Genomic DNA, 24,973 nt, shown 5'->3' on the forward strand with positions numbered 1-24,973 from the left:
TACGTCATAAACTATAGCTGCTCCGTGGGCGCTAGTTGCCGTTGTGACGATCTGTGTTCGATGAGGTAGCGCAACCAATGACACCACCTGGTCGGGGTTTATGAAGACAGGCATCGATGCTTGCCCATTCAATGTCAATCGCACAAGCTTCATTGACGCTCTCCGTTCAAGAGTGATCTCGCGCAATAAACGCAACACTTCAATTTGAGTTCACCCCAAGCCCGGCGCAGGTTTATAACCTTTTCGGCGCCTTTCGGTACGTCAGCGCACACAGGGGGATGGTGCCCCGACGGGGCGGAAACAATCTTGAAATGGTGGAGAGGCCCGTCTTTCGCGGTGGCAACGACTTCTCATCCGGCCACTGGACAGGCCAAGGATTGCCGACGGCCGATGCTGAGGATCCCTTGAAACTTTTCCTGGAAGTCCAGTGGCAGAACATCGCGCATCGTAATCGCAGCGGCGCGGGAGTGCCAGGCTAAGCAGCTGCTGATGACAATTCCAGGCATTGGCGCCGTCACGGCCGTCTCCTGCGTCGCAACGATTGAAGATCCAGAAAATTTACCGACGTCACGCTCGGTTGGCATCTCACCGTGATTGTCGCCGCGCAGGGCTCTCACCAATGGTTGTAGATCCACCTAAGACTGGCTGCTGCGAGCAGCAAAACAAAGACCGTATATAAGAAACGTTTTTGCCATCTCCGCTCTCTTTAAACGCGAACGTACAAGCAATATGCAGCCGGCGCGAAGTGAATGCGCCTGCTGCGTGCCGCTCAGCTACTCGCCGTCTCGAACCCGCTGAATGTAGCGCTTTCTGTCCTCCTCGGTTGCGCCAATCGATAGGTCCTGCCCCAGCTCAATACGCTGGGCTACAGGATGCCAGGGCCGTCCGGGGTTCTCCTTGGTCCATAGCTGCCTCGCACGTCGTTCGATTTCAGCGTCTTCCAAGCTGGTCTCCTCCGTTTCAACGAAGGTAGCACGGGTGGACTTTGGGCACGAGCTGGCTTGATGGAGCCTTTACAGAGCTATGGCCAATCCGAAATTGTTTTCCCGACAGATTACCGCGCCGTTCGGCTTCTCCACAGGTTGAGACCTGATGTTTGATATTCTAATGCTGACTCGATGCTTATTGGCGCGCGCTGGCTGTGCGACTTGCGACTACAAGCTGCAGGGTCAGTTCCTACCGTCCGCACCTCCAGGGGTCATTTTCTCAATTGGTCCGACACGCCACACACTCGGTTGGAAAAAAGCCCCGCTTATGCGAGCGGGGCAGGTGGTGACGAGGAAAGGAAAGAGGGGTGTGCGTAGGCCCTCTTCTGCGCCAAAAACAATCTAGCTTGCCGATTGGTTCCCGTCATCTAGCGTACAAATTAGAAGAGGCTTAAACATGTGCGCTCGCCGTAGCGCGACAGGACGCCGCAGTCGTTCGTCGAAGCTCAGGTCGTTTCCACGAGCTTGATCGAGGAGCTCCCGACAGGCCGTTGTTATGCCGGTCAGACCGAGCGCATTCATTTGCTCCAGTGTCGGATGTGTCAGCATCTGATGTCCTCTTTATTGATAGTAGGTTTTGCCGCGGATATTGCCGTGCTGCGGCGCCGGCTTCACGGCCTCGCTCATGGCCGGGGCCTGATCGAGACCGGATAGCTCAGGGCGTTAATTACCAGCGCCCGTTCGCAAGCCAGCTCACGTCGATCCGATTGCTGACGACGCGCCAGGGAGAGGACGCCTTGAGCAGATCGATACCCCGGTTCCGGGTGGGGCGATCGCTGAGTAGACGCTCGATAAACGTCGCCGTATTGGTCCGACCTTTGCTGCTTCACTGGGCAACGAGTGGGGTGTTGTGTTTGCATAATGTTGGTGCGCCTTGGGCATGTGTTCATTGACGGTGACGCGGCCTGCGCGCTGCGAGCTCCGGATGTGACTTGCGACACGTTTGTGATCGAAGAAGATCTCGAGCACTCGATACGTCAGCATGACATCGACCCGTCTTCCGATCAGCGCATGCGGCACGGAATAGAAGGTCTTGTCGACCTCGATATGGACCTTCGCCGTCTTCCATTCCGCGTGTTCGAACGGCGTTGAAGGCACCTCTCCAGCTGGGTGCGCTCGACCTCATCGAACAGCGCGCGTCGAGACTATCCATATAGCCGCATCGCTAGGGTATTGAGATCTTCGATCAAGGCGCTGATACGGATAGTAAGATCGACACGGCGAAAGAAGCGCTCGTTGCGAAGCCTGGCCAAGACCCACCTCTCCAAAATCAAAACTGTCCCTTCAACGGACTAATCTCGCCGGCCTGCCGGAACAACGGTTGTGTCGTAGTGCTCGGCGAAAGCGGCAAATGTCGCATTCAATGTCGGCTCGAACAAAAGAGCCCTGGCCACCGCTGACTTGAGGTTGTCGTCGATCGAGGTCTTGGTACGCCACCGAAGAAGCTGACGGCTCGCTGGTTGGCCTCAATCCAATCCGGCAGCTTCTGATTGACGCTGGCATAGGCGAAGGTCAGTTGCAAGGCGCTAAGCACAGCCGCGCGGATCTCGCCAGTCGACGGATCGATGATCGGGATCGTGTGGCCAGCATAGTCGCCTTCCATCGCCACGCCATCAACATGGCGGGGTGCGGTAGGTGGGCTTGAAGGCCTTGAAGGGGATCGACTTCAGGATCGGAATTGGCGTCGCCTGGAGCCGGAGGACCCGACCGCCACGCGCGACGACATCGTCGATATCGCACGGTCGATGGCGCGGGCGAAGCGGTGATCGCAATCTAAATGATCACCGGACTGCGTACCTGAAGCGACCATGGTCGCAAGCCCATACAGCGCGACAACCGGCCCAGGATCGCGACGACCGTACACGAATTCCGGCAGTCGACGAAAATGGTGGCTGGTTTCGTAAATGGCAAAGACGCCAGTTGGAACCGGTCGATCATTCGTCCGTTTGCGCAATGCGCCGTCTGTCAGTGCGGTGCTTGCCGGAAGTCACCGGTGTCGGAACCCCAGCGGTCGCATGCGCCTTTCACTCTTGTCTTGGCCTCGTCGAAAGCCTCTTCGCCATACAAGGATATGAAGCTCTGCTCATAGTATCCGTTGGCAGCCAATTTCTCATGAACATCCTTGGGGAGGGCGAGAGGGGACAGACGGCCGATTTCCTGGAAGTTATCCCGCCCCAGCCGCTCCATGAGGTGCAGGCTGTGTCTTGTCTCCACATTGACATTCACAAGTACCGTTTCTCTATCGGCACTTGGCTGGTCGGAAGGAACAATACGGCACTCGACAGAAATCTGTTCCGGCCATCCGTGCTGCTTGCCCTTTTCCGCCTCGGGAAAGAGGGAGTACTGCACTACGGTGCCAGTGGCGATGGACTGTTTAAAGGAATGCTGGACCTGAGGTGCGGGATGCTCGCATAGCAGCGCGTTCAATCGAGCAAGAATGGCATCTGCCGACCCGATCAAGGGCTGACTTCCGAGTATCGACAAGCGGAGTTGGCCGTCGCTGGCACGCGGCACGCTGAAGATATAGTTGGGACTGTTGAAATTCCTTTGTACGATTTTAAACGCGATCTGTGAGTCAACAAGATCATAGAAGAGACTCGAGGGTATCATGGTCTTTCTCCAATGAAAGAACACAAGGGGAAAAACACCGCCATCTGCCGGCTTTTCCTTGAGTTCCGTTTCGTTCTGACGGGCATTGGCGCCGATCGACCCAATCTCTTGCTTTCGCTGGACAGATTGCTTTGCTGCCCTTCGGCTCTGAACCATTCTCCATCTGTGGACGCCCCGGTGGTGCAAGAATGGTTTTCGGCGGCATTAGGCGCGAAGTCGGGTGCTGACATCGGTCTGGCCTTTCGCGCGACCGTTCATCCGTCGCTGGCCCGTATGGGAGTTCGCGGACCCGGTTCCAAATCAATGTGGCGTGCACATCATCACAAATGTCGTCGAGCCAGTTGTACATGACCATCCAGCTGTGTGTTGCCTCGACAACCGCATGAGACTGTCGATCGTTCTTCACCCGACCGGAGCGCAGCGTTTTGCCGCTTCTGTCCTGCGCCGGAGATGGCCGTAGGATCTGTGATAATCGCCGCCGGTGGTCATAAAAGGCAGTCATGCTTCCAACTCCCTTGTTGAGATCTGTGAAACCCCAATAAAGTAAGCCGAAAGGCTGGAAGTGTGACTGTCCCTCGATAATCATCTGCATCTCAGTGATCCGTTCTCTCAACGGGCGCCGCCTCTTTCATGCTACCTCCTCCTGATAGCTCTCGACGTAATAAGGAGAAACGCGCGGTACGTTGAATCGCGAGAGGAAACTGTGCAAGTCGAATCGCTGTTCCTTCAGGGTGTCTCTGGTGGACCGCGATGTCAAATTCATTGGTCCGGTAATCATATGAGCCGGCTTGATTGATGAAGGAGCGACCCGTTCCAAGTCAGGCACCAAGTTCTTGTCTAAGCGATCAAGGAATCTCACGGCTCGTCCCGGCACATCTCTCGCGCAGGGTTTCCTACGACCGTTGCGCCTTGCGCCACGTTACGAGTGACGAGAGAGCCGGCGCCGATGATCGCGCCATCGCCGATGGTCACGCCCCCGAGGATGATTGCGCCGCCGCCGATCCAAACGTCAGCGCCGATTGCTACGGACCGGCCGATTTCCAAACCACTGCGCCTGAGGACTGGATCCCGGTGATGGTCGGCGCAATAGATGTGGACACCAGGCCCAAGCATGGAGCCATCACCAATTCGAACGCTAGCAGTGTCGAGGATGGTACAGCCGGCATTGAGATAGACACGATGGCCTAGTGAAATATTCATGCCGTAGGCACAGTGGAATGGTGCCTCAATGAAGGCATCTTCGGGCGCTTTCTCGAATAGCGCTTTCAGCGCTGGTGCAATATTGCCCCGACTTTCGGGGTCAAGTGTGTTGTGCTGATGCACCGCCTTGCGCGCGAACACGCGCAACGCATCGAGTTCCGGATCGAGGCAGCAATACCACTCTCCAGCAGCCATCTTCTGTCGTTCGCTGTTGCTCACGGGACGCTCCCTCAATTTGTCACAGGATCGATGATGGGCAAAATGCAAGCGACATCGCAACTGTCGAAATCGTGCCGTTCGGGCCCGCTTGCGCAACGGAAGCATAGGCTCGCTTCTTCCTGCGCGAGATGAACCGGCCCTTCACCACAAGGATGGCGCGTGTGATGCGCGCCTGAGCCTTAAACGCGATTTGCGGCAGGGCGGTTTCATCTGAATTCGAGGCACCTCAAACACATTCGCAAACGCTCAAAGGGTACCCCATGGACGACTTGGTCGTGGTGGATGAAGATGGAGCGGTTTGGATCCCCGCAACTCTGCTTTGATGAGTGCTCTCAGCGCTACGGACCAGGAGCGAATGAAAGTATGGATGCTGGCGAGAATAAATTTGTGGCGTGCCATTGTAGGCCTCTATCCGATGAGTGCGGAAACCGAGGAGCGCGATCAAGCGTGAAAGGACAGCAAGAAATGACAATTCGGTACCGAAACCAGCGGCGTATATGCGATTGCAACGACACCCCTTTTTTTGAGGACCGTTCGATCGACTTCAACTCGATAGACAAACTCATTTATTTCTATCAGAATAGCGGCTGCACCGGCATCACGATCCTCGGAATCATGGGCGAGGCGTCCAAAATGGAGCCTGAAGAAAGCCGCGCGATCGTAAAGCGGGTTGTCTCCCGCTCCAAAATTCCCGTCATCGTCGGCGTCTCGTCGCCAGGGTTTGTCAGCATGTGCTCTCTTACCCGCGACTCGATGGACATGGGCGCCGCTGGAGCATGATTGCACCGCCGCCGGCATTGCTAACAGACGACCAGATCGTCAACTACTTTGCCGGGGCAGTCGAGGCCGTCGGCGAGGATGTCCCATGGGTGCTACATGACTATCCATTGACGTTGACGATGGTCATGACGCCCGGGGCGATCGCGAAAATCGTCTCCATTCACCACTCACGCCTGAGGTTGAAGCATGAGGACTGGCCGGGCCTCGAAAAAGATCTCGACGCTCCGCGCCTTGCAGAAGTCGGGAGAATTGCGACACTTCTCCATTCGCTGCCGTAACGGCGGCATGTTTCTTGATTTCGAACCAGAGCGCGGCGCCGACGGAGCAATGTCCGGCTACGGTTTTCCCGACATGCTCACCGAGCTCGTGGGGCTGTTTGCCGCCGGAAAGCGGGAGGAGGCGCACGACCTGTTCGATGCACATTTGCCATTGATCCGGTATGAGCAGCAACTCGGCATTGGGTTGGCAGTGCGCAAACATGTGCTCAAGCGCCGGGGCATGACCGCTACGGATGCGCAACGCAAGCTCCCCAGATCCTCTCGGCCATGGCAAAGGCTGAGATCGATTATCTGCTCGCACGCTTGGTCGGCCCGACAAGAGAGCGGCACTCTAAGAGATCGGCGATCCGCGAAGAAGTGTCACCGCGCAACGATGCAAATGATGGGGTTCGGGGAAGCATCCCCTCCAACGGGTTTGGCGGTGGCTTCATCTCAGGGGGCACTCACCTACTGGCGAGCATCGGGCCGTCGACTCGTCTGGCATAACGTCCGGTCGAGAGAGGTCCATCGGAAGACGGTTAGGGTCCGAGTGGATAGCGAGCTTCACGTGGCGGCTTCGGTGAACTACTCTACGGTCGTGGCAGATCGGCCGGAGGTAAGGGCTATGATATTCGATCATCTTGCTAATCCTCCATTCAACCTCGATGGTGACGGCATCGCATGGGTCAAGGCGCGTTTCGCCTCCTTGTCTGGCGAGGACAGGTTGCCTCAACTTTTCAATCTTGTTCTCTTCGGGAGCGATCCCAACGAGGTTGAGCGTCTGAAAGCCTTCCGACCGGGTAGTATCACGCGGTTCGGCGGTGCGGACGCGGCGAGCGAGCGCGCCCTGATCGCTTCCTTGAACATCGACCTGCCGACGCCGCTCCTTGTTTCCGCCGATCTCGAAGGCAGTCGGCTCGCGCTTTCAGGGGCGGCAGAGATGCCGAACCCGCTCGGGCTTGCGGCACTCGACGATGTGGAGGCGACCGCCGAGGTGAGCCGTATCATGGCCCAAGAGGCGCGTGCGGCCGGGATCAACTGGTCGTTCACACCGGTCCTCGACATCAATGCAGTTTTCCGCAGCCCCATCGTTGCGACGCGCGGCTTTGGTTCTGATGTCGCTGTGATCGAGCGGCATGCAATCACGCAGATGGAGGTCTTCCAGAAAAATGGCATTGCCTCGGCCGTCAAGCACTGGCCTGGGGAGGGGTTCGACGATCGCGATCAGCATCTGCTGACCACGATCAACCCGCTTGGGATGGAAGAGTGGGAGAACACTTTTGGCCGGCTCTACCGGCGGGCGATCGAAGCCGGTGCGTTGTCGGTGATGGCGGGCCATATCGCACTTCCAAGTTTCGTGAGGTTGATCACACCGGAGGCCGGGATCGAGGCCTTCCGTCCGGCATCGATCAGCCGTCTGCTGAACGTCGAACTGTTGCGCAAACGTCTTGGCTTCAATGGTCTGATCGTCTCCGATGCCACCCCGATGGCGGGACTCGGCTCATGGTCGAAGCGTTCAGAGCATCTGCCGGAGCTTATCTCCTCCGGCTGCGACGTCATTCTCTTTTCCGACAATTGTGATGCGGATCTCTCCTACCTCAAGGCAGCGCTTTCCGATGGCCGTCTGAGGGAAGAGAGGGTCGATGAGGCGCTGATACGCCAGCTGGGTCTGAAGGCGGCGCTTGGCCTGCACCGACCGCAGCAGCTGACAACAGTAGAGACGGAAAGGAACAAGGCCTATGCAGATGCCGTGTCGCGGCGGATCCCCACGCTCGTCAAGGATGTCGACAGCACCCTTCCGCTCGACCCGAAAAAGCACCGACGTGTCCTCGTCTTCAGCGGCGACATCGTCGTTCCGTTCTGGCCCGGGCCACAGCAATTTGTGCTGCCGGATTTTTTGAAAGACCATGGTTTCGAGGTGACGATACATACGCCGCAAATGGCGGTCGATACGAAGGATTTCGACCTCCTGCTGTACCTCCTCGGCGATGAAACACTTCTGACACGCGGGCGCATTTTTCTCGACTGGCTCAAGCTTACCGGCAATTTCGGCAATGCCATGTGGCGTGGCTGGCATGACGTCCCGACGGTGATGATCTCCTTTGGCTATCCATATCTTCTCTATGATGCGCCGCGGGTGCCGACCTACATCAACGCCTATTCGACGACCGAAACCATGCAGCGGGCAGTGGTGGACGCATTGCTCGGCAATGTGCCGTGGAACCGCAACAGCCCGGTCGATCCCTTCTGCGGATTGGGAGATGCTGGGTTTTGAAGCGTTGTCTTGAAGCGTGCCAGCGGCCGGCCGCCTCTGGCTAAGCTTCAAGCACGTGGGCGTGGTCCTAACCGAAAAGGCTTGCCAGCCAGTAGAAGAGCGCGGAAATTGCTGCAGCGGCAGGCATCGTGATGATCCACGCAATCAGGATATTGCTGGCAAGGCCCCACCGCACCGCTGAAAGGCGGCGGGCTGCACCGACCCCGACAATTGCGCCGGTAATGGTATGGGTCGTCGATACCGGAATGCCGAGCCAAGTGGCACCGAAGAGGGTCAATGCTCCACCAGTTTCGGCGCAGAACCCCTGCATTGGGTTGAGGCGCGTGATTTTCGACCCCATGGTGTGGACGATGCGCCAGCCACCGAAGAGGGTGCCGAGTGCCATCGCGGTCTGGCAAGAGATGACCACCCAGAACGGCACGTAGAATTCCGAACCGAGATGACCCTGGCTGAACAACAATACGGCGATGATACCCATGGTCTTCTGCGCATCATTGCCGCCGTGCCCGAGTGAATAAAGAGAGGCGGACACGAACTGCATCACGCGGAACGTGCGATCGACAGCGAAAGGCGTCTGCCGCACGAACAGCCAGGACACGAGAAGCACCAGCAGCAATGCAAGGAAAAAGCCGATGGCCGGAGAGAAGAAAATCGCTCCGACTGTTTTCAGGAAGCCGCTCCAGACGATCGAAGCGAAACCCACCTTCGCCCAGCCTGCGCCGACGAGACCGCCAACGAGTGCATGCGACGAACTGGAAGGAATGCCGAAAATCCAGGTGACGACGTTCCAGATGATCGCCCCCATCAAGGCGGCGAAGATCACCTGTGGAGAGACGATGGCTGGATCAATGATCCCCGTTCCGACTGTCTGAGCCACATGCAGGCCGAAGAACGCAAAGGCAATAAAATTGAAGAATGCTGCCCAGACGACCGCGTATTGCGGACGGAGGACACGCGTAGACACGATTGTCGCAATGGAATTGGCCGCATCGTGCAATCCGTTGAGGAAATCGAAGATCAGCGCAATGATGATCAAGCCAACGAGCAGTGGCAAAGCTATCGAAACATCCATCAGACGTTCTCGATGACAATGCCGCTGATCTCATTGGCGACATCTTCGAACCGGTCGACGACCTTTTCGAGTTCGCCGTAGATTTCACTGCCGATCATGTAGGCCATGGCGTCGCCCCTAGCCCCGTGACGTCTGAACAGGTCTTTCAGGCCCTCGTCATGGAGTTCATCGGACCTCCCTTCGACGCGCGTGACCTCTTCCGCAATTGTCGAGAGTCGCTGGGCATTTGGGCCAAGCTTATCGAGAAGGGTAACGGCTTCCGCAATGAGCCTTGCTGCCTTGACGATCTCCCCACCCATCTGCTGCATCAGCGGATCGAAGCTCGATTGCTCGAACAATCGTATGGTTTTGACAGTCTTGTGCATCATGTCGATGGCATCGTCCATCGACTGGATAAGGTCCTTTATGTCGCCACGGTCGAAGGGTGTAATGAAGCTGCGCCTGACCGCAAGGAGTACCTCGCGTGTAATGTCGTCGGCCTCGTTCTCCAGCCCCACAATCCTTTGGCAATTTTTATCAAGGTCCTTGCCATTGAGAAGGTCGTTTAAAGCTTCCGCTGCATCGAGGACGACTTTCGAATGCTTCGAGTACATGTCGAAGAATCTGTCCTCCCGCGGCATCAGCTTGCGAAAAATGTTCATCATCAGGGGCCACTTCCAGGGGTGGGTGTAACTGTCATAAATCGGTAATAAATGCGGAGGGGTGCTCAGGGCAATGGGAAACCGATGGCAAGGTCAACTTATTCGTAGCAGCACGCAAACGCCGGCCACAGGACAGCGGGTCCTCTTCACTGGGCGCGCACTGGGTCCGGCATTTCTGTGCGGGCGGATGAAAAGCATGTTCCGGTGTCGACGCCGTCGCAGGGAACGATTTTCGACAAATTGCGTTCACCTTTGGTTCGGCAGGAGGGAAATATGCCCCTCCTCTTCGCTGGGGATGAGGCCGTCATGAAAAAGCTAGCCGTCGTAGCGTTGGGCCTGGTCACAAATGTTTCCGGAATTACGCCAGCCCAGGCGTTTCCGGCCATCAACCCGCCCGTGGTCGAGATGCAGCAGCGGACAGAACCCGTACAATGGCGGCATGGAGGAGGCGGCCACTGGTATGGCGGCCATTACCGTGGATACCACCATCACCACGGATCTGAATGGGGCTGGGCCCTGGGCGGCCTGGCTGTCGGTACGATCATTGGCGGCGCTTTGGCACAGCCGTACTACGGCCCGTACGATGACACGTTCTACGGCTCTTCCTACGGCTATTATTCCCGTCCTTACGGCTATTACCGGCCGTACCGCCAGTATGAGCCTTCGGTCGCCTATCAAGGGGGCAGCCATGTCAGTTGGTGTTACGCGCGCTATCGCACTTACAGGGCGTTCGACAACACCTTCCAGCCCTACTATGGACCCCGTCGTCAATGTGTAGGACCTTATTGAGGGGTTCCCTGTAGGACTTTTCGCAGCCGAACACCTCTGCTGTGAGGGGTGGGGCGGACCGAAACTGTCATTGTTTCTTCGAACGAAGCTCGTCACCTCATAAGGTTTCGTGCGATTTGCACCAGTGCGCCATCACTGGTGTCGGACGACTGTGCGGATTGGTTTCCGGCATTGAGCCAACATTGGTTCATCATCGCCAGAATTTCTTCATCGGACTGGACTATGCCCGCTGCGTCGAAATCGCTACGAATCTTGGCAAGAATATCATTTTGATTGACGTCGAAGGCCGCCTTTGCAAGGTCGTCCGAGTAGGTCTTCGTATCGCTCTCTACCAGGTTCAGCTTATTGGCAGCCCACATGCCGACCAGCTTGTTTCGTCTGGCCATTCTCATGGTGTCGATGCGCAGATTAGACATTGAAGCTCCTCCGTTGCGTTTAATTCCACCGAAATCGAAAGATACTGTGTCGAAGTGCTAGACGTTCGTGGTCTCCGCTCGCGCCAGCCCAATTGAGCAAGGGAGACCAGGCCATTGCCTTGTCTAAGAACGACGTGCTGTTGGCATGAACGTCTAATTGCTAATCAGTTGCCGCGCTCTTCTCCGCAATGGCGGAAGCATAGCACCCAAATCAAGTTCTTGCCTGTAGTTTCACTGCCAAGGGTTGGCAAGGGACTGGCTGCGCGGGGGTAAATTCGTGGGCCGCAAGGCCCGAACATGGTGACGCATTGGCGAATCTGCCTCGCGGGGAGCGGGAGCCAGCGTTCTTGGGCCCTGCCCAACAGAGGAGGACGCACTTCGCCTCCCTGCTGACGAGACGTCGTAGGCTGTCGTGCGGGATCTACATTTGGGTGGAGGTGGTCCGAAAATCGAGATCGCGTGTCGACTGCAGAGGATCGGCGTGCTGCAAAAACCGATCGCCCTCTGGGACGCCGTCGAGGAAGTGAGCAGGCTTTAAAAAGAGACAGTCAAATCAAGTCAACTCCGGTGCGAAACGGCCAAATTTATCGCCTTCGTAGGTTCGATCGAGCTTAACCTAGCGTGTCCCAACGATGACTGTGGCGGTTGAACGAAGTTGCACCTGGCCATCTTGAATGAAGCCTCGCGCCAGGGCCAGAACCTCGCCGCGGATTTGGGCTTGCGTCGCGGTATCGGCCCTAGCGAGCCCCGCCACGACAGGTGCCGCGATGTCGGTCATGAAGTCCCAATATTTCTCGGGAGACGCGTGGCTCATGGTAGATGAAACTTCCTCCTCGTGCAGATCTGTCAGGCCAGCGTCTTCGAAGGCGGTACGCATCAATCCTTCGGGCGCGCAACGAAAAAGTCCGGGCGAGCCGGGGGGCGGGGCGGGCATCTCGATGTGACGCGAGATCGTCGACATGATCGTCGTTGCCCAGGGGTTTTTGTCAGGGCCGCTCCAGACGGCCGCGCATATCCGTGCTCCCGGCTTTGCCACACGTGCAAATTCTCGAGCGGCGACCGAGATTTCGGGAAAGAACATGAAGCCGAAGCGACAGAGTACGCTGTCGAAGGACGCATCTTGAAACGGCAAGGCGCCGGCATCGCAAACTCTGGTGTTGAAATTTGTCAGGCCACGGCGAGAGGCGTTCTCGGATGCTACTGCCAGCATGCGCTCCGAGAGATCGGTCACGGTTACATTTCCATGCGGCACCATTGTTGCCGCGGTGAGCCCGGGCTCGCCAGTTCCGGCGGCAACGTCAAGGACATGCGCGTCTTCCCTGAGGTGGGAGACCCTGAGCATCGCGTCGGCGAACGGGGCAAGCCAGCCAAGAACCAACTCGTCCCACTTCTTCCAGCCGGTGGAAAAACGATCCCATGTGTCTCGTTGCTGTTGGCGGATCTCATCGACGGTTCCAGGCATGGCTGTCACTCCGTGATAGACTTTCCATCTTCCATACTGCTCACTATGAGCCGTCTGGCTCACGATGCAATCCAACAGGCATGCCACAGTGCGGCGCATCTTGCGGGAGAACGTTGATCCTATACTCCGGTGATACCCAGCACATTGCCTGCCGCAAGCGCAGCATGCCAACAACGCACCCGAGTTCCCGGCAGTAGCGCTAGATGAGAATGTCGTTCACCGAGGTTATCCAGCGAGTTCGGCGCGTTGACTCCAGGCTGTTGTGGGAATCAAACTGCCGGATACGATCGAAGTTCAAACCAGTCTCCTGCTCAACTGTCGCAATCGTCGTCTGAATCTTGCGGGTCCGGAGCTCCTCGAAGCGATACGGAGCCAGTGCCTTGAAGACTTTGGCTTCGTATAGCGCGGCCACGTACTGCGTTTGGCCGACAATGAAGGCCGCCGCGGAAACCGTGCTCGGCGTTTTCTGAACGACCGCAATCTTCCAAAACGAGAGAGGTATCTTCCAAGGGCCACCCTTTCGATCCTTTCACTAAGGAGGGTCGTCGGGGCGATAGATCGGACCCTGTAAGACAGTCACCTTGCGCTCGGTCAACTGCGTCTGGTTGAGAACGTAGTCTTCGAGATTGCCCCAATCGACGTTGTTGTAGGTTTGGAACTGCGGAGCGGCGTTGGTGTAGTGAAACGAATCCTCGTCTCCTTCCCGTGCCTCTTCATCGCTTGCGCCCCACGCTGCATCGAAACGCCTTACGAGATGTCCGCGGCTGAACTGGATCTTGTCGGTTCCCTTGGCTTTTTCGTAAAACTCGCCGTCTGGTTGATACTCCGCAGCAATTCGAGCGTCGCGTCGAAAGCTCCCGGGACGATCGCAGGGATATCTGAGCTTAGATCCATTGATGTTGACGGCGGTGATTATCGCAAACTTGCGATCCTTGTGCATGACCACCGAAAACTTGTTGTAGGCGAGTTCATGGCCGTTGCCGCCAAGAAGAGGGGCGGCCTGGTCTTTCATCGGCTCAATAATCTCATCGAGTGGCAACGCTTCGGAAAGAAAATTGGGATCGTAGCCGTAGACCGTGTTTTGCTTCGACCAGCGTGTTGGCTTGTAGGGCTTCCCGTCGGCTTCAAGAACACTGTTCGCAGCGATCGCTATCTCCGGCACCATGGGTGTAAACCCGAGGGCCCCTTCTAGGCGATCAAGAGTGCGCAAGGCGTCATCGTTTTCCAGCCGGTGCTCCTCGAGGAGCTTGAAGATCGCGCTCACCCTGACACCTTCGTTTCCCAGCCACTTGACAGGCTCATTGGGCTTGGCCGGATCATAGGGTGCAGCGACGGCTTTGTGATGAAGGGCAACGACCTGCCATTGATCATTCAACACCGGCGAGCCCGATGAACCTGGTTCGGTGTCGGTCAGGTAGTGAATGAACGATTCGAGGTGAAGATCCTTCAGATCGAGGTTGACGATCTGGTTTGCACGAATGCTGATCTGCTTCGGGCCGCCCCCTGGATGCTGGATGATCGTGACCCATTCGCCATCGACCGCCTTTCCTGACAAGGGCAGGAGGCTCAGCCATCCAAAGCGCTCAAGCGGAATTCCTTTGTCCGATACTGGAGCAACCGAGACGAACGTGACGTCGGCCTGCGGATCGGAGAAGAATATCTCCTGCGGCATCAGGTTGAACTGGATGGGCGATCCAAGGACACCGTCGATGTCGTGCTCGTATGCAAACTCAGCTTCAGCCTGGCCAGCCTCGTTTCTGTTGCCGAGAACGTGCGCATTCGTCATGAGAAGACGCGGCCCGATAAGGAAGCCCGTCCCATACCACTCGCCACCCGGAGAGGGCATGCGGAACCGGCATACGGCTGCAGCAGCCCGCCTTCCGCGTTCCAGGTAGTTGATTGATGTCAGATCGCTCTCTCCAATGACACGCTCGAAGCCGGTGGGATCTGACTGTCGCGGCTCCAGGAGATCCTGTCGGATGGCAAGCCTCTCCAGCGACTCGGCAGGTTGCACAGTATCCCGGCTAGCCGCGACGTGGCGTGGAGCGCCTTTCATTTCTGCCATTGCTTTCGCGAGTTTCCGGTCGGTCGTTGTGACCAGGTCGCGACGGACACCTGCGAGATCTGTTAGGTCAGACATTGCTTCCTCGATATGCTTGGGGAACATTTCGAAATGCAACTCATGCCTGCAGCAATGGTGCCCGGATCGGGCCATCATCTCGCACTACTTTAAACTGTATGGTGTTCGTGGCAAGCCGACAGTTGTGGTGAAATCCGCATCCCTTCGAACTAGTCCGCTCTTTTGGCTCATCTTCTACGCATCATTTAGCTGCCTTTCGACCGGGTCTCAAAGGCGCTGGCCTTGGATGAGACGGGTCCGGTGCGGCAAGAAGGGCGGTGACATCTACGCGAGTGCCGACGCAAGACGATCCAGCAGGTCAATAGAGGCATTATGCTTTCCTCGCCCAAGATCACTCACAACTGTCCTATCGACGTCAGCGTCGCGGCAAGGTTCTCCTGCGTGAGGCCAAGCGCCGAGCGTAAGTGACGAACGTTCCAAGCAATACGAGCGCGGATTTCCAAAAACGTGGCCCAGCTTGATATTAAGAATACGATCCCGTCGTCCCGGCAGCAAAGACAGTTATAACGCCGAGGGTACTAGGAAGTGGCCTGCGTCAAGTACGGACGCGGGGGATGCGACCTGACCCGCATTTTCCTCGAACCGCCATCACCGGCCACTCAAATGGTGCTGGACGCGGCGAGGGCGGACGAGAGGGCTGCCGACGCCTACTACTATGGGTTTCCCCATCCTGAGAGCATCGTCCCCGCACTCACTGACATCAATGTCGCGCAAGCGTTCGCTGCGCGCTATGACATCAGGCAACCCGGAAACTGAGCGCCATGGTGGAGATTGAAACCGTGCCAAGCGAAGAGCCGATTGTTTCGACGGGTGCTTTTCGCGATGGCATGTCGCGTCTCGGCAGCGGCGTGAACATCATTACATCCAACGGTGCTTCTGGCCGACTTGGTTTCACGGCAACGGCCGTGTGCAGCGTGAGCGATACGCCCCCCTCGTTGCTCGTCTGCATGAACAGAAGCAGCCTGCAGAATGCGCCTCTGAAGAAAAATAGCGTTTTTTGCGTCAATGTCTTGTCGGCGAAGCAGCAGGCCCTGTCGCAGGTATTTTCAGGTGCCGACAAGATCGCGATGAATGAGCGGTTCAGACGTGCAGAATGGTCGACGCTGGCGACCGGTTCGCCGGTCCTGGCAGATGCCTGCGTCGCTTTCGATTGCGGGATCGTCACGGTCCTGGAGGTGAACACGCACAGTCTCATGATCTGCGAGGTTCTGGCGATCCAGGAACATCCGACGGTCAGCAGCCTGATCTATTTCGATCGAACGTATCATCCAGTGGGGAGGGGCTGACATGGTTTCCGGGTTTGATCTCGTCATTCGCGGCGGCCGGATTGCGACTGCAGCAGACTTTTCCTGCGACATTGGGATTGCCGGTGGCCCAAAACCTGTCGAAAGGTGCGTCGGAGATAGACGCGAAAGGACGACTGGTCCTGCCGGGTGGAATCGACAGCCATGTCCATCTCGACCAATATCAGGGCTAGGGAATTGTCATGGCCGACGGATTCGAAACCAGCAGTCGAAGTGCTGCGGCCGGAGGCAATACGTGCATCGTAACCTATGTCCTTCAGCGCCGCGGTCAGTCGTTGCGCGAAGCCGTCGCCGACTATCACGGCAAGGCTGATGGAAATTCGCTCGTCGACTACGGATTCCACCTGATCATCACCGATGCGACACCGACCGTTCTTGGCCAGGAACTGCCGGCGCTGATAGCCGGTGGCTATACCTCCGTGAAGATCTTCATGACCTATGACGATCTTGTGCTTAGGGGTCGCGAGATCCTCGAGGTCCTGAGCATCGCGCGCGAGTACGGGGCAATGGTCATGATCCACGCAGGATACGACCAGATCAAGTTCCTGACCGACAAGCTTGAGCAGGCCGGCAAGACAGCGCCTTATTATCACACCGAATCCAGGCCGCAACTGGTGGAAAGGGAAGCGACACATCGCGCGATCGCCCATGCCGAACTGATCGGAGTTCCCGTGATGACCGTCCATGTTTCTGGCGAGGAAGCGATGGAGCAGATCGAATGGGCGAGGATGAGGGCATCAAGGTCTATGCGGAGACCTGTCCGCAATACATTGTCCTGACGGCGGAACATCTGGCTGGTCTCAACATGGACCATTCCGGCGCGAAATATGTCTGTTCGCCTCCGCCGCGCGACCGCCTCGCAAGAGGCGATCTGGCGTGGCATCGCCAACGACACGTTCCAGACCTTTTCTTCGGATCACTGCCCGTTCCGCATGAGAATACGCTTGGAAAATCCGGCTCACGGGCACGCACATCCTTTGCTGGGTCCGAACGGCATTCCCGGGGTAGCGGCGCGCATGCCGATCCTGTTTTCGGAGGGCGTCAGCAAGGGGCGGATCTCCCTTCAGCGCTTCGTTGCGTTGACGTCGACAAACCATGTCAAGCTTTTCGGCATGTACCCGCCCAGGGGCATGATCGCGGTTGGATCATCGGCGGCCGTTTGCCGGGCGAGGGGGGCTATCTGGTTCTCCAGCAGGAAATCTCCAACGCCACGACGCGGGGAGCACTTGAGATGGCTCGCTCGAGTGGCGTTACGACGATTTTGAATGTATCTCCCTTTCATCGCAGCTCTGAGGATCTTTCGCGGCTAGCGGATATTGTCATCGCCAATCAGCATGAATGGTCTCGGCTGGCCGGCGGCGCTTCGACGCCGCAGAATGGAGCCTCAGACACCAACAGACGTTCGTCGTGACAAAGGGCTCGGAGGGCGTTTCGGTTGCTTCGCCTTCGGACTATTTCGAGCTTGGTGCGCCGACAATCCAGCCGGTTGATACCGTCGGTGCGGGCGACACCTTTTGCGGATACCTCGCCGCAGCTTTGGATCTCGGCGATCCGCTTCAGGCGGCCGTCAACGGCGCGGTAACCGCGGCGAGCATGGCGTGCCTGAAGGCTGGAGCGCAATCATCCATCCCCGCAAGGCGGGAGGTCCTTGAGGTGGGACGAATTGGAATGTTCGGTCCACGTCCGCCTTCAGCCGGCTGATGGTTCGATTGGGATTTCGCGTGGCAGCGGTAGGTCTCGCAAAGCCGCTCCGAACACGTCGAAGGGCGAGACTGATCAAGAAAAGTCGGTCCTACGCCAGTTCTATCGTCTGCCTTATCGGAAGCCGAAGAAGCTTAGAACCGCAAGGATAATCACGATGGCGCCTACAAGCCAGATCAGGTTGTTCATGTGCAATTCCTCCTAGGTCCGCTATCGATCACATTAATCCTCTCTGAGGAGCGCGATCACTTCAGTCCGGTCGTGCCTTATGTGGCCGGCAGTGGCCGGGGCCTTCTGACAAACGGTAATGCGCCCCGGCTGTTCCGACGCACGGACTTAAGTCCGGGCGCCCTCGGACCAAGGTCCTAGCAGCGGAACAGGTTCCTGGATCATCCGTTCTCTCGCCGCGGTCGTCAGGGCCGCATCAAGGAGAAGGAGCTAAAAGATGTTTCATAAGGTTATCGTCAGCGCAGCCGTCTCGGCGGCCCTCATGTCTGGCGTCGCTTTCGCCCAGTCGTCCACGGTGAATGGAGCTGCAGGTGGTGCCGTGACAGGTGCGATCGTCGGTGGTCCTGTCGGTGCAGCCGTCGGCGGTGTCGCCGGTGCCGTCGTTGGCGCAGCGATCGATCCGCCGCCGCAGAAGGTCGTCACCTATGTCCGTGAAGCTCCGGCGCCGACGACGCGCATCGTTGTCAAGGAAAAGGTGGTGGTCGGTCAGCCCCTTCCAAAAACCGTCGTCGTGACGCCGGTTCCGGAAAATCCGAAATACGCGTATGCGGTCGTGAACGACGAGCGCGTCATCGTCGAGCCGTCTTCCCGCAAGGTTATCCAAGTCATCAACTGATCCGTTCCATGGACGCGGCCACCGCCGCGTCCAGACACGTCGGATAATCAAGCAGGAAGTCGCAGGATGAAGACCGTCGCATCGCTGGCGTTTGGTATCGCAAGTTCTATCGGCGCCTGTATCGCCGCGAGCTCGGTGGCCTCGGCAATCATGGCAGGTTCGCAGGCTCATGAGTTCGATACTTCGCCCTCGCCTGATCTCTGGACGAGCAGTCCGGTCCGGGTCGACGTGGCCAAGCAAGGGTACGAGCGCATCCCGGCATCATATTCAAGCTACGTCACCGACGCGGCAAAGGTCAGGATCGCCGTCAACAAGCCGGAAGCCACGACTAAGGAACTCGAGTCAGTGAAGCCGACGTTGTCCGCCGAACACGTCAGTTGGTGTGGATCACGCTATCGATCATACGACCCTGCCTCCAACAGCTATCGGGCCTACAGCGGGCAGACGAAGACATGCATGTCGCCATACGCAGCATTGGAGGCCACCAAGAGCGAAACCGCTCAGGCGGGATCTGGTGTGGCAGTATACGCTGCCGAGGCGTGGTGCGCGGCCCGTTATCAGTCTTACCGGGCATCTGACAATAGTTACCAGCCATACAGCGGCCGGCGCCGGACCTGCGTTCCGCCTGATCACCAGGAAATGGCCTCGACCAGATAGACACCAACGACGGTTATGGCGGGAAAGGGGGTGTTTACCAGGGTTGGCCCGAGGCCCAAGGGCTAAACGTCGGGTCAGGCACAGAGGAAGGATAACGACATGCTGTGGTGGATATTCGTTGGTTATCTCGGGTTGATGTCGACGATGACGGCCGGCGTGTTGCTGATGATACTGCGAAGCGTTTGGCGGGCGAGGCGTTTGAAGTCGCCAGGAGTGAGTGAAGACGCCGAAGCTGTGGTTGCTGATAACGCTGTACGGGACCGCAAGGTTCAGCCCATAATTAGGGCGAGGGAATGCTGAACGAAGTGCAGCGCAACTTGAAATACAATCCGGTCGCGACATCTATGAACACACGCAAGTGAACCGATATGTCAAAGCATCTGTCCCTCAGCCAATCCCCAACCCTTACCGCAGAGCAGACCAGCTCGATTCTGCTCGGCTTTGCCGAGACGCTATCAGCATTCGGGCAACAGCTCCCGGGCGAGGAAAGCGATCTGAGTGCCATCCTCGAAGACGTCGCTGCGTCTGTCAAAGCAATGGTCAACGATATTGCGCATGGCGACCACGATGTCGCTCTTGAGATCATCCGATCTGCCGCAAGGCTCATCAGCGTGATGCGACAGGTCATGTCCCGGCGTTCGATGTCGCCGACGCTTCACTAGTAAGCCGAGGTTGGGAGATCGGGACGACGCTGGATGCGGTTGCGAACGGGCTGCCGATGATTGCCGTTGGCTTCTCCCACCAATCCTGCCGAATGGCTGTCCCCGCGACCGTCAGCTTGCCTTTGACGCTCCGCCTTGACGGGTGTCACTCCCCGGCCAATGGCTTCGCGTAGCGAGCTGCCATCCTGTCGATCCGTCAAGGGAATTCATCAGCTCCACAAAGTCGCAGGCCTCAGCCCAGGTCATGCGGGAAACCGGTACTTCACAGATCATGGCGGGCTGCCCATCCGATCGTCTCGACAAATCGTTGCGCCTGGCCGAAAGGAAAATCGAGGCCGGCGATCCACGGGCCTCCGGTTGAAAGGAAATCCTCGAAGGATGCGAAGGTGGCAAAGGTCTCGAGCGCGATGAATGTCGACACATCGCCTTTAAGCTCGCAGATGGCGCGGGTGATCGGCTTCCGGCGACTTTGGCTTGCTGGTTAAATCGATACCGAATACCTTCACCGCGCCGTCAGCGCCTCGCCGATCGCGTAGTAATGGCCACTTGCGACATGGTGCAGGCTGCGCCACTCGGGCCCGGCGGTTTCAAAGTGCCATGCCCGTCCCTGAATACCCGTTCGTCGGCCCAGCTGCGGTCACCTCCGCAATGAAGAGATCGTAGGGGGACTGGATGTGGGGCTCCCCGATTACCCGGCAAGCAAGCCACGCCGAGCAGCCTTCAACAAACGGAAGGTCCTGCTCTGGAATGTCAAAGAGTGACACGCCGGATGCCAGGAGTTTCTGAGAATCCCGGTGAAGGCTTCGCGTTCCGACCTGTTGGGTCAGGTCAAGTTGCGCCACGGTTGGCACCTGGACGACGAAGCGCCCGCTTGCTTCCATCAGCGAGCGTATCCTGGCAATGCTGTCTGCCACGACCATCAGCTTGGGCGGATCAATGTCGAGACCCCAGCACCATGACCGCCATGACATTGTCGACGCCGTCATGCCGGGCGGACACGAGAACGGTTGGCCCATGGTTAACTAGACGGTAGGCCTTATGAACTTCGACCGGCTGGACGTGGATCTTGTTCACAATCGGAAACGTCGCCCGGCTCCTGTCATCTCGCGATGTGCAGGTTAGCCCAGACCTTCCGCCATTGCATAGGTCAACAGGACATCCTGGATATTCACCCGGTCTTCGCTCGGCAGAAGTGCACGGGTTGTAATCGACTCCAGATGGTGCGCCATCAGTTCAATGGCGCGCCCAGTCTTGCCCGCCATCAGTGTCTCCAGCAATTCGCGATGCTCTGAGACCGCGCATTCCGACGAGTGCGGTCGGCCGTAAAGCGTAAGGATGAGCGAGCTTCTGGCAACAAGTTCGTTGATATAGCGAATGAGGCTCTCGTTCTCAGTCATCTGCGCGAGCAGCGTATGGAACTCTCCCGCAAGTCGAATGGATGCGGCATGATCCTTGGTGGTGGCTTCTTCTGTCGCGATGTGATCGGACAATCTTGCGATCTGGGGCTCGGCCAGTTTTCCCGACAGTGTTTCGACGACCAGACGTTCGAGCGCCATGCGCGTCAGGAACAGATTTCTTCCCTCCTCAAGCGTTGGTCGAGCAACAACGGCGCCTTTGTTGGGGCGGAGTTCCACCAGACCTTCACTGCTCAGTCTCACCAGCGCCTCGCGGACCAGCGTGCGGCTGACGCCCAGTCGTTCCCCGATGGAGTCCTCGGGCAGTTTCGATCCCGGCGTCAGCGCCTGATCAAGGATGGCTCGCTTCAGGGCACGATGAACCGCGTGCGCGCGGCCGCCTGCCGAGCCTGCCTTCTTGGTCATTGAAAGTCTCCATTTAAATCGGTTGAGGCGATGGATTGCATACGAAATGGGCCTCTGTCCAGTGCGTACCTGATCCACAAACATCATTCCTGGCGCTCGCTTTTGCCTGCCTCGCTCGCATTACGCGACCCCGGCTGCTCGTATGCATGAACCTAGCTAAGGCGTATACAATAAATGTATTCATGGCTGGGTGCGCAAGCTTTATCCTGAAGAGGCTTGATGGTTTCATCCGGTGATAGCTGTGGCCTCGATCGTGGTGTTTCTGCTCTTGCGATTGAGCCCAGACGATCCAACCGTCGTCATAGCAGGTGACAACGCCGATGCTACGACCATCCAAAGGATCCGTGCTTCGCTTGGCCTGGACCGGCTCTCACGCCGAAACCTGCCTGATTTCACAGCTGTGCTCGCCGGACCCCGAGAGGCCACATTGTGCCGCAACCGCATCCGGCGAGCGGGCGGGAAATGGTTGTTGCGTGGTCGCCGCTGCTAATCCCGCCGATAGTCGCCGCGCGGCCGAAGGCAAGAGCATGCAACTGAAGATCTGCAGCTGGCTTTCAGGACCGCTTGATGAGCAAATGCCAATGAACCTGCTGCCCAATAACGCAGGATATATGGTGACACTGCACCTGCTGGTATAAGATTTGGCCTCTCGCAAGATGAGGACGGTCGAGTGGTATGGACGGCAGCAAATCGGCTAAATTGAAAATTGGATTTCTGTTGGCAAGGAACTTTACGCTGAGCGCGTTTTCGTTGTTTGTCGACACTCTCCGACTGGGGAGCGACGAAAAGGACAAGTCCGGGCGGGTGGCGTGCGATTGGCTGGTAATGAGTTCCGACCGGCGGTTCGCAACGTCCAGTTCTGGCGTGCAGGTGGTGCCGACGGCGCTGTTGAGGCCCGCAACGGAATTCACCTACATCGTGGTCGTGGGGGGCCGACTTACCGACGCGGAAGCGTTGGACGTTGATACCATTCGGTACTTACGTGGGGCTGTCGAAGATGGAGTTCCTGTAATCGGGCTCTGCACCGGCAGCTTTATCTTGGCCGATGCTGGCTTGCTGAAAGGAAGGACGGCCTGTGTCAGCTGGCTGCATCATAACGAGTTTCGCGAATTATTCCCCGATACTCCCGTAACATCGCACGAACTTTTCGTGGAGGATGACAATATCATTACTTGTGCAGGCGGCAGCAGCGCTGCAGACCTCGCGGCATTTTTGTTGAACCGCCATGTCGGGGAATTCGCCGAGCGGAATGCGCTGGAAATCCTCCAGATCGCCAGACGCCGGGACGCAAGAGAAATGCAAACCCGCAACCCGCTCGGCCAAAGAGCCGATGACAAGCGCGTCGAGATGGCGTTGCTGATCATGGAGCAACATCTGGAGGACCTCCTGGAAATCGAGGATATCGCCAGTCAGACGGGGCTGTCGCGCAGGCAACTAGAAAGGTCGTTCAGAACCAAACTCGGAGTCTCGCCCGCTTCGGCTTATCTAAGGGTTCGGCTAGACGCGGCGATGCGACTGGTGAAGACAACAACCCTGCCATTGGCTGAGATAGCGGTCATGTCGGGATTTGAGAATTCTTCGCATTTCATTCGGAAGTTCCGGGAATGCTTTGGAAATCCCCCCGCGACAGTTCGAAAAAACCTCAGGCTGGAGACTGTTCGCGCAGAAAATATAGGTGCTGCTGCGCTTCGACGGACGACAGCTGAAATCAACCGCACGTGATCGGGTAGCGCCAGGCTCTTGCTGGTGTGTCGCAACCAAGTTTTACCAGACAATTTTAGTTTGAATTGGTCCGAGGATGAGAAAGCCGAGACATAGGTTGTGGGGTTCGTCTGTCAATTGACGAACCCCATTGCCGTCCTTATCGCTGCGAGGTTTCCGATTGTAGCCGCGGCCCTACGCCTCTGCCTACAGGGCATGCTTGACGCGAAGTATCGTAACGGCGACGGCAGCCATGACGATCGGGATCGAAACCAGCATGATGAACGGACTGAAATGATAGCCTGCGTGGTCAGCGGTCTCGAACACGAACTTCAGATAGTAGCTGATCGCTATGATCGAGAACCCTTCCACAGTGCGCTGGATTTTGACCTGCGTGGCAGCGTGATCCGCCATGGCCTGGATTTGAGTGGCGTTTTGATACTCGATCTCGACCTGGATGCGTGTCTGCAGCAGGTCGAGCAGGTGCATCGTGGCGCGTGAGAGCTGTTCCAGCCGAAGGGCAGTTGCCTCGCATGTTCTGACCGCAGGCTTTTGAGCCGCCTTTCGACGAACGTGCCGAAGCACTGAAAGCCCGGGACATGTGTCTCCCGGAGCAGCGCGATCCGTTCCTCTACAATCTTGGCGTATGCTCCGGTTGCTCCGAACCGGTTGCGAGTCTCTGCCGTGGCCGAAATAATGTGCGAGGACAGTATCGTGATGTCCTCAAGGACCCGCTTGTGGTCGGCCGCCGGAGTCATCAGGTTGCGCTTCGTGAGCTCCACAAGCTTGGTATCGTAGCCACCAAGTACGGGAGCGAGCCGCCGCGCTTCAGGAGGGCCGAGTAGCGCCATGGCACGGTAGGTCTCGATCTCAAAGATCCGCCGTAACATCCGCCCTAGCCGGTGCGCATTGAGATCCTTGTTGAAAAGAGGGATCCTGCTCAAATGAGCCGGTCGAATTCTAAAATCGGAGCAAATCTGGGCAGAGCCGCCGCCGATCAAAGAGGCGGCGGTGTCTCCGAAGTCAAAGGTCCGAAGAATAGGCCCGAGATCGGCCGGAGCCTCCGGCATGACGAGAATACTGACATGGCAAACGAGGCGAGGAGACGCTAGCCCGGCGAGGGCCGCGAAATCTGTCTCTGCAAGATCAGATTCGGGCCAGGTCTTCGCCTCGGCAGCAAGCTTCCGCACGCGTCACCGTGACGAATTCGGTGTGATGCTCGAGCCGGACAGAGATCTGCCTGGACGCTGTCGTGAAAGTCTTTGATTATCCCATCTGCAGGCATGAAGGCAACATGCTCGACGATCGCTGGGCCAGCAAAGTATAGAGAAGGCCGCGCGTGAAGTTCTGCATTGAAGTCGATGGGTGCGCGGTCGCTTCTTAAGGATTCGTCGGTATCTTCCTTGCTGGATGAACCAAGGCCCAACTCCTTCTGGG

Annotated in this window: 24 protein-coding genes and 6 pseudogenes; 17 read left to right on the forward strand and 13 right to left on the reverse strand. The window is 57.6% G+C overall.

What is annotated here, in order from left to right:
* Nucleotides 1-450: 450 nt before the first annotated feature.
* Nucleotides 451-579, forward strand: a pseudogene (locus FHX16_RS23295) (transposase); the annotation flags it as partial.
* A gap of 968 nt (nt 580-1,547) precedes the next feature.
* Here the strand turns inward: FHX16_RS23295 and FHX16_RS23305 are convergent.
* Nucleotides 1,548-2,610, reverse strand: a pseudogene (locus FHX16_RS23305) (Mu transposase domain-containing protein); the annotation flags it as partial.
* 17 nt (nt 2,611-2,627) lie between these two features.
* Between FHX16_RS23305 and FHX16_RS31640 the strand changes: the two are divergent.
* Nucleotides 2,628-2,752 (forward strand): annotated as a pseudogene (locus FHX16_RS31640) (LysR family transcriptional regulator); the annotation flags it as partial.
* A 199-nt stretch (nt 2,753-2,951) separates the two neighbouring features.
* Here FHX16_RS31640 and FHX16_RS23310 read toward each other — a convergent pair.
* From FHX16_RS23310 to FHX16_RS23320, 3 genes and pseudogenes are all read right to left on the reverse strand, one after another.
* Nucleotides 2,952-3,752 carry a hypothetical protein gene (locus tag FHX16_RS23310; protein ID WP_246712661.1) on the reverse strand — a complete coding sequence of 267 codons (801 nt, stop codon included), beginning with the start codon at nt 3,750-3,752 and terminating at the stop codon, nt 2,952-2,954.
* Nucleotides 3,753-3,909: 157 nt separating this feature from the next.
* Nucleotides 3,910-4,188: pseudogene (locus FHX16_RS23315) on the reverse strand (IS110 family transposase); the annotation flags it as partial.
* A gap of 263 nt (nt 4,189-4,451) precedes the next feature.
* Complete coding sequence (locus FHX16_RS23320; protein WP_183757626.1) at nt 4,452-5,015, reverse strand: sugar O-acetyltransferase; 564 nt, start codon at nt 5,013-5,015, stop codon at nt 4,452-4,454.
* A gap of 502 nt (nt 5,016-5,517) precedes the next feature.
* On the opposite strand from FHX16_RS23320, the pseudogene FHX16_RS23325 reads away from it, so the two are divergent.
* Together FHX16_RS23325 and FHX16_RS23330 are read left to right on the forward strand one after the other, a co-directional pair.
* Nucleotides 5,518-6,408, forward strand: a pseudogene (locus FHX16_RS23325) (dihydrodipicolinate synthase family protein).
* Nucleotides 6,409-6,677: 269 nt separating this feature from the next.
* Nucleotides 6,678-8,327, forward strand: a complete 1,650-nt coding sequence (locus FHX16_RS23330; RefSeq protein WP_259130623.1) for a glycoside hydrolase family 3 protein — start codon at nt 6,678-6,680, stop codon at nt 8,325-8,327.
* Nucleotides 8,328-8,394: 67 nt separating this feature from the next.
* Here the strand turns inward: FHX16_RS23330 and FHX16_RS23335 are convergent, their stop codons facing one another.
* Nucleotides 8,395-9,399, reverse strand: coding sequence for an inorganic phosphate transporter (locus FHX16_RS23335; RefSeq protein ID WP_183757622.1), 1,005 nt, complete (start codon nt 9,397-9,399; stop codon nt 8,395-8,397).
* A complete protein-coding gene (locus FHX16_RS23340) occupies nt 9,399-10,043 on the reverse strand; it encodes a DUF47 domain-containing protein (protein WP_028758002.1) in 645 nt (214 codons plus the stop codon). Before FHX16_RS23340 ends, FHX16_RS23335 begins: the two co-directional genes overlap by 1 nt.
* Nucleotides 10,044-10,346: 303 nt before the next feature.
* Here FHX16_RS23340 and FHX16_RS23345 point away from each other — a divergent pair, with 303 nt between their 5' ends.
* Nucleotides 10,347-10,829, forward strand: coding sequence for a BA14K family protein (locus FHX16_RS23345; protein ID WP_259130647.1), 483 nt, complete (start codon nt 10,347-10,349; stop codon nt 10,827-10,829).
* Nucleotides 10,830-10,921: 92 nt separating this feature from the next.
* Here FHX16_RS23345 and FHX16_RS23350 read toward each other — a convergent pair whose 3' ends face one another.
* The 3 genes from FHX16_RS23350 to FHX16_RS23360 form a co-directional block, all read right to left on the reverse strand.
* Nucleotides 10,922-11,245, reverse strand: a complete 324-nt coding sequence (locus tag FHX16_RS23350; RefSeq protein ID WP_259130626.1) for a DUF1476 domain-containing protein — start codon at nt 11,243-11,245, stop codon at nt 10,922-10,924.
* Between the two features lie 616 nt (nt 11,246-11,861).
* Nucleotides 11,862-12,707 carry a class I SAM-dependent methyltransferase gene (locus tag FHX16_RS23355; protein ID WP_259130628.1) on the reverse strand — a complete coding sequence of 282 codons (846 nt, stop codon included), beginning with the start codon at nt 12,705-12,707 and terminating at the stop codon, nt 11,862-11,864.
* 532 nt (nt 12,708-13,239) lie between these two features.
* Nucleotides 13,240-14,847, reverse strand: coding sequence for a DNA/RNA non-specific endonuclease (locus FHX16_RS23360; protein ID WP_405049315.1), 1,608 nt, complete (start codon nt 14,845-14,847; stop codon nt 13,240-13,242).
* 525 nt (nt 14,848-15,372) lie between these two features.
* Between FHX16_RS23360 and FHX16_RS23365 the strand changes: the two genes are divergently transcribed.
* From FHX16_RS23365 to FHX16_RS23395, 9 genes are all read left to right on the forward strand, one after another.
* Nucleotides 15,373-15,603: a hypothetical protein gene (locus FHX16_RS23365; protein WP_183757619.1), complete on the forward strand. Its 231-nt coding sequence runs from the start codon at nt 15,373-15,375 to the stop codon at nt 15,601-15,603.
* A 5-nt stretch (nt 15,604-15,608) separates the two neighbouring features.
* Nucleotides 15,609-16,133: a flavin reductase gene (locus tag FHX16_RS23370; RefSeq protein ID WP_259130631.1), complete on the forward strand. Its 525-nt coding sequence runs from the start codon at nt 15,609-15,611 to the stop codon at nt 16,131-16,133.
* 83 nt (nt 16,134-16,216) lie between these two features.
* Nucleotides 16,217-16,324 (forward strand): amidohydrolase family protein, encoded by a 108-nt coding sequence (locus tag FHX16_RS31470; RefSeq protein WP_310503143.1) that lies wholly within the window; start codon nt 16,217-16,219, stop codon nt 16,322-16,324.
* Nucleotides 16,325-16,333: 9 nt separating this feature from the next.
* Complete coding sequence (locus tag FHX16_RS31475) at nt 16,334-16,930, forward strand: hypothetical protein (RefSeq protein ID WP_310503144.1); 597 nt, start codon at nt 16,334-16,336, stop codon at nt 16,928-16,930.
* Nucleotides 16,870-17,562: a hypothetical protein gene (locus tag FHX16_RS31480; protein ID WP_310503145.1), complete on the forward strand. Its 693-nt coding sequence runs from the start codon at nt 16,870-16,872 to the stop codon at nt 17,560-17,562. Before FHX16_RS31475 ends, FHX16_RS31480 begins: the two co-directional genes overlap by 61 nt.
* The gene (locus tag FHX16_RS23380) at nt 17,559-17,852 is read left to right on the forward strand and encodes a PfkB family carbohydrate kinase (RefSeq protein ID WP_183757614.1); all 294 of its coding nucleotides are present in this window, start codon (nt 17,559-17,561) and stop codon (nt 17,850-17,852) included. Before FHX16_RS31480 ends, FHX16_RS23380 begins: the two co-directional genes overlap by 4 nt.
* A 445-nt stretch (nt 17,853-18,297) precedes the next feature.
* A complete protein-coding gene (locus FHX16_RS23385; RefSeq protein ID WP_183757612.1) occupies nt 18,298-18,696 on the forward strand; it encodes a DUF1236 domain-containing protein in 399 nt (132 codons plus the stop codon).
* Nucleotides 18,697-18,762: 66 nt separating this feature from the next.
* Nucleotides 18,763-19,353, forward strand: a complete 591-nt coding sequence (locus tag FHX16_RS23390; RefSeq protein WP_183757610.1) for a BA14K family protein — start codon at nt 18,763-18,765, stop codon at nt 19,351-19,353.
* Between the two features lie 368 nt (nt 19,354-19,721).
* A complete protein-coding gene (locus tag FHX16_RS23395) occupies nt 19,722-20,015 on the forward strand; it encodes a hypothetical protein (RefSeq protein ID WP_183757609.1) in 294 nt (97 codons plus the stop codon).
* A 262-nt stretch (nt 20,016-20,277) separates the two neighbouring features.
* On the opposite strand, the gene FHX16_RS23400 is transcribed toward FHX16_RS23395, so the two are convergent.
* The 3 genes from FHX16_RS23400 to FHX16_RS23410 all read right to left on the reverse strand — a co-directional run bounded on the left by FHX16_RS23400 (nt 20,278) and on the right by FHX16_RS23410 (nt 21,835).
* Nucleotides 20,278-20,436 (reverse strand): hypothetical protein, encoded by a 159-nt coding sequence (locus tag FHX16_RS23400; protein ID WP_259130634.1) that lies wholly within the window; start codon nt 20,434-20,436, stop codon nt 20,278-20,280.
* Nucleotides 20,437-20,602: 166 nt separating this feature from the next.
* The gene (locus tag FHX16_RS23405) at nt 20,603-20,986 is read right to left on the reverse strand and encodes a flavin reductase family protein (protein ID WP_246712666.1); all 384 of its coding nucleotides are present in this window, start codon (nt 20,984-20,986) and stop codon (nt 20,603-20,605) included.
* A gap of 147 nt (nt 20,987-21,133) precedes the next feature.
* Nucleotides 21,134-21,835, reverse strand: a complete 702-nt coding sequence (locus FHX16_RS23410; RefSeq protein ID WP_183757605.1) for a GntR family transcriptional regulator — start codon at nt 21,833-21,835, stop codon at nt 21,134-21,136.
* Between the two features lie 256 nt (nt 21,836-22,091).
* Here FHX16_RS23410 and FHX16_RS23415 point away from each other — a divergent pair, with 256 nt between their 5' ends.
* From FHX16_RS23415 to FHX16_RS23425, 3 genes are read left to right on the forward strand one after another with little or no spacing between them, the layout of a single operon-like run.
* Nucleotides 22,092-22,325 (forward strand): hypothetical protein, encoded by a 234-nt coding sequence (locus FHX16_RS23415; RefSeq protein WP_259130650.1) that lies wholly within the window; start codon nt 22,092-22,094, stop codon nt 22,323-22,325.
* A complete protein-coding gene (locus FHX16_RS23420; RefSeq protein WP_183757603.1) occupies nt 22,309-22,473 on the forward strand; it encodes a hypothetical protein in 165 nt (54 codons plus the stop codon). Before FHX16_RS23415 ends, FHX16_RS23420 begins: the two co-directional genes overlap by 17 nt.
* Before the next feature lie 37 nt (nt 22,474-22,510).
* On the forward strand, nt 22,511-23,557 hold the full coding sequence (locus FHX16_RS23425) for a GlxA family transcriptional regulator (RefSeq protein WP_183757602.1): 1,047 nt from the start codon (nt 22,511-22,513) through the stop codon (nt 23,555-23,557).
* A 186-nt stretch (nt 23,558-23,743) separates the two neighbouring features.
* Here FHX16_RS23425 and FHX16_RS23430 read toward each other — a convergent pair.
* Nucleotides 23,744-24,899, reverse strand: a pseudogene (locus FHX16_RS23430) (DUF3422 domain-containing protein).
* Nucleotides 24,900-24,973 lie beyond the last annotated feature (74 nt).

It is taken from the genome of Rhizobium sp. BK661 (assembly GCF_024808825.1).
GTDB lineage: Bacteria > Pseudomonadota > Alphaproteobacteria > Rhizobiales > Rhizobiaceae > Rhizobium.

Bases quoted from the DNA above. Each gene is read 5' to 3' on its own strand.
- FHX16_RS23310 (WP_246712661.1), bottom strand. From the start codon at position 3,752: ATGGTTCAGAGCCGAAGGGCAGCAAAGCAATCTGTCCAGCGAAAGCAA.
- FHX16_RS23330 (WP_259130623.1), top strand. From the start codon at position 6,678: ATGATATTCGATCATCTTGCTAATCCTCCATTCAACCTCGATGGTGAC.
- FHX16_RS23335 (WP_183757622.1), bottom strand. From the start codon at position 9,399: ATGGATGTTTCGATAGCTTTGCCACTGCTCGTTGGCTTGATCATCATT.
- FHX16_RS23340 (WP_028758002.1), bottom strand. From the start codon at position 10,043: ATGATGAACATTTTTCGCAAGCTGATGCCGCGGGAGGACAGATTCTTC.
- FHX16_RS23345 (WP_259130647.1), top strand. From the start codon at position 10,347: ATGAAAAAGCTAGCCGTCGTAGCGTTGGGCCTGGTCACAAATGTTTCC.
- FHX16_RS23350 (WP_259130626.1), bottom strand. From the start codon at position 11,245: ATGTCTAATCTGCGCATCGACACCATGAGAATGGCCAGACGAAACAAG.
- FHX16_RS23355 (WP_259130628.1), bottom strand. From the start codon at position 12,707: ATGCCTGGAACCGTCGATGAGATCCGCCAACAGCAACGAGACACATGG.
- FHX16_RS23360 (WP_405049315.1), bottom strand. From the start codon at position 14,847: ATGTCTGACCTAACAGATCTCGCAGGTGTCCGTCGCGACCTGGTCACA.
- FHX16_RS23370 (WP_259130631.1), top strand. From the start codon at position 15,609: ATGGTGGAGATTGAAACCGTGCCAAGCGAAGAGCCGATTGTTTCGACG.
- FHX16_RS31475 (WP_310503144.1), top strand. From the start codon at position 16,334: ATGGCCGACGGATTCGAAACCAGCAGTCGAAGTGCTGCGGCCGGAGGC.
- FHX16_RS31480 (WP_310503145.1), top strand. From the start codon at position 16,870: ATGGGCGAGGATGAGGGCATCAAGGTCTATGCGGAGACCTGTCCGCAA.
- FHX16_RS23385 (WP_183757612.1), top strand. From the start codon at position 18,298: ATGTTTCATAAGGTTATCGTCAGCGCAGCCGTCTCGGCGGCCCTCATG.
- FHX16_RS23390 (WP_183757610.1), top strand. From the start codon at position 18,763: ATGAAGACCGTCGCATCGCTGGCGTTTGGTATCGCAAGTTCTATCGGC.
- FHX16_RS23395 (WP_183757609.1), top strand. From the start codon at position 19,722: ATGTCAAAGCATCTGTCCCTCAGCCAATCCCCAACCCTTACCGCAGAG.
- FHX16_RS23405 (WP_246712666.1), bottom strand. From the start codon at position 20,986: ATGTCATGGCGGTCATGGTGCTGGGGTCTCGACATTGATCCGCCCAAG.
- FHX16_RS23410 (WP_183757605.1), bottom strand. From the start codon at position 21,835: ATGACCAAGAAGGCAGGCTCGGCAGGCGGCCGCGCGCACGCGGTTCAT.
- FHX16_RS23425 (WP_183757602.1), top strand. From the start codon at position 22,511: ATGGACGGCAGCAAATCGGCTAAATTGAAAATTGGATTTCTGTTGGCA.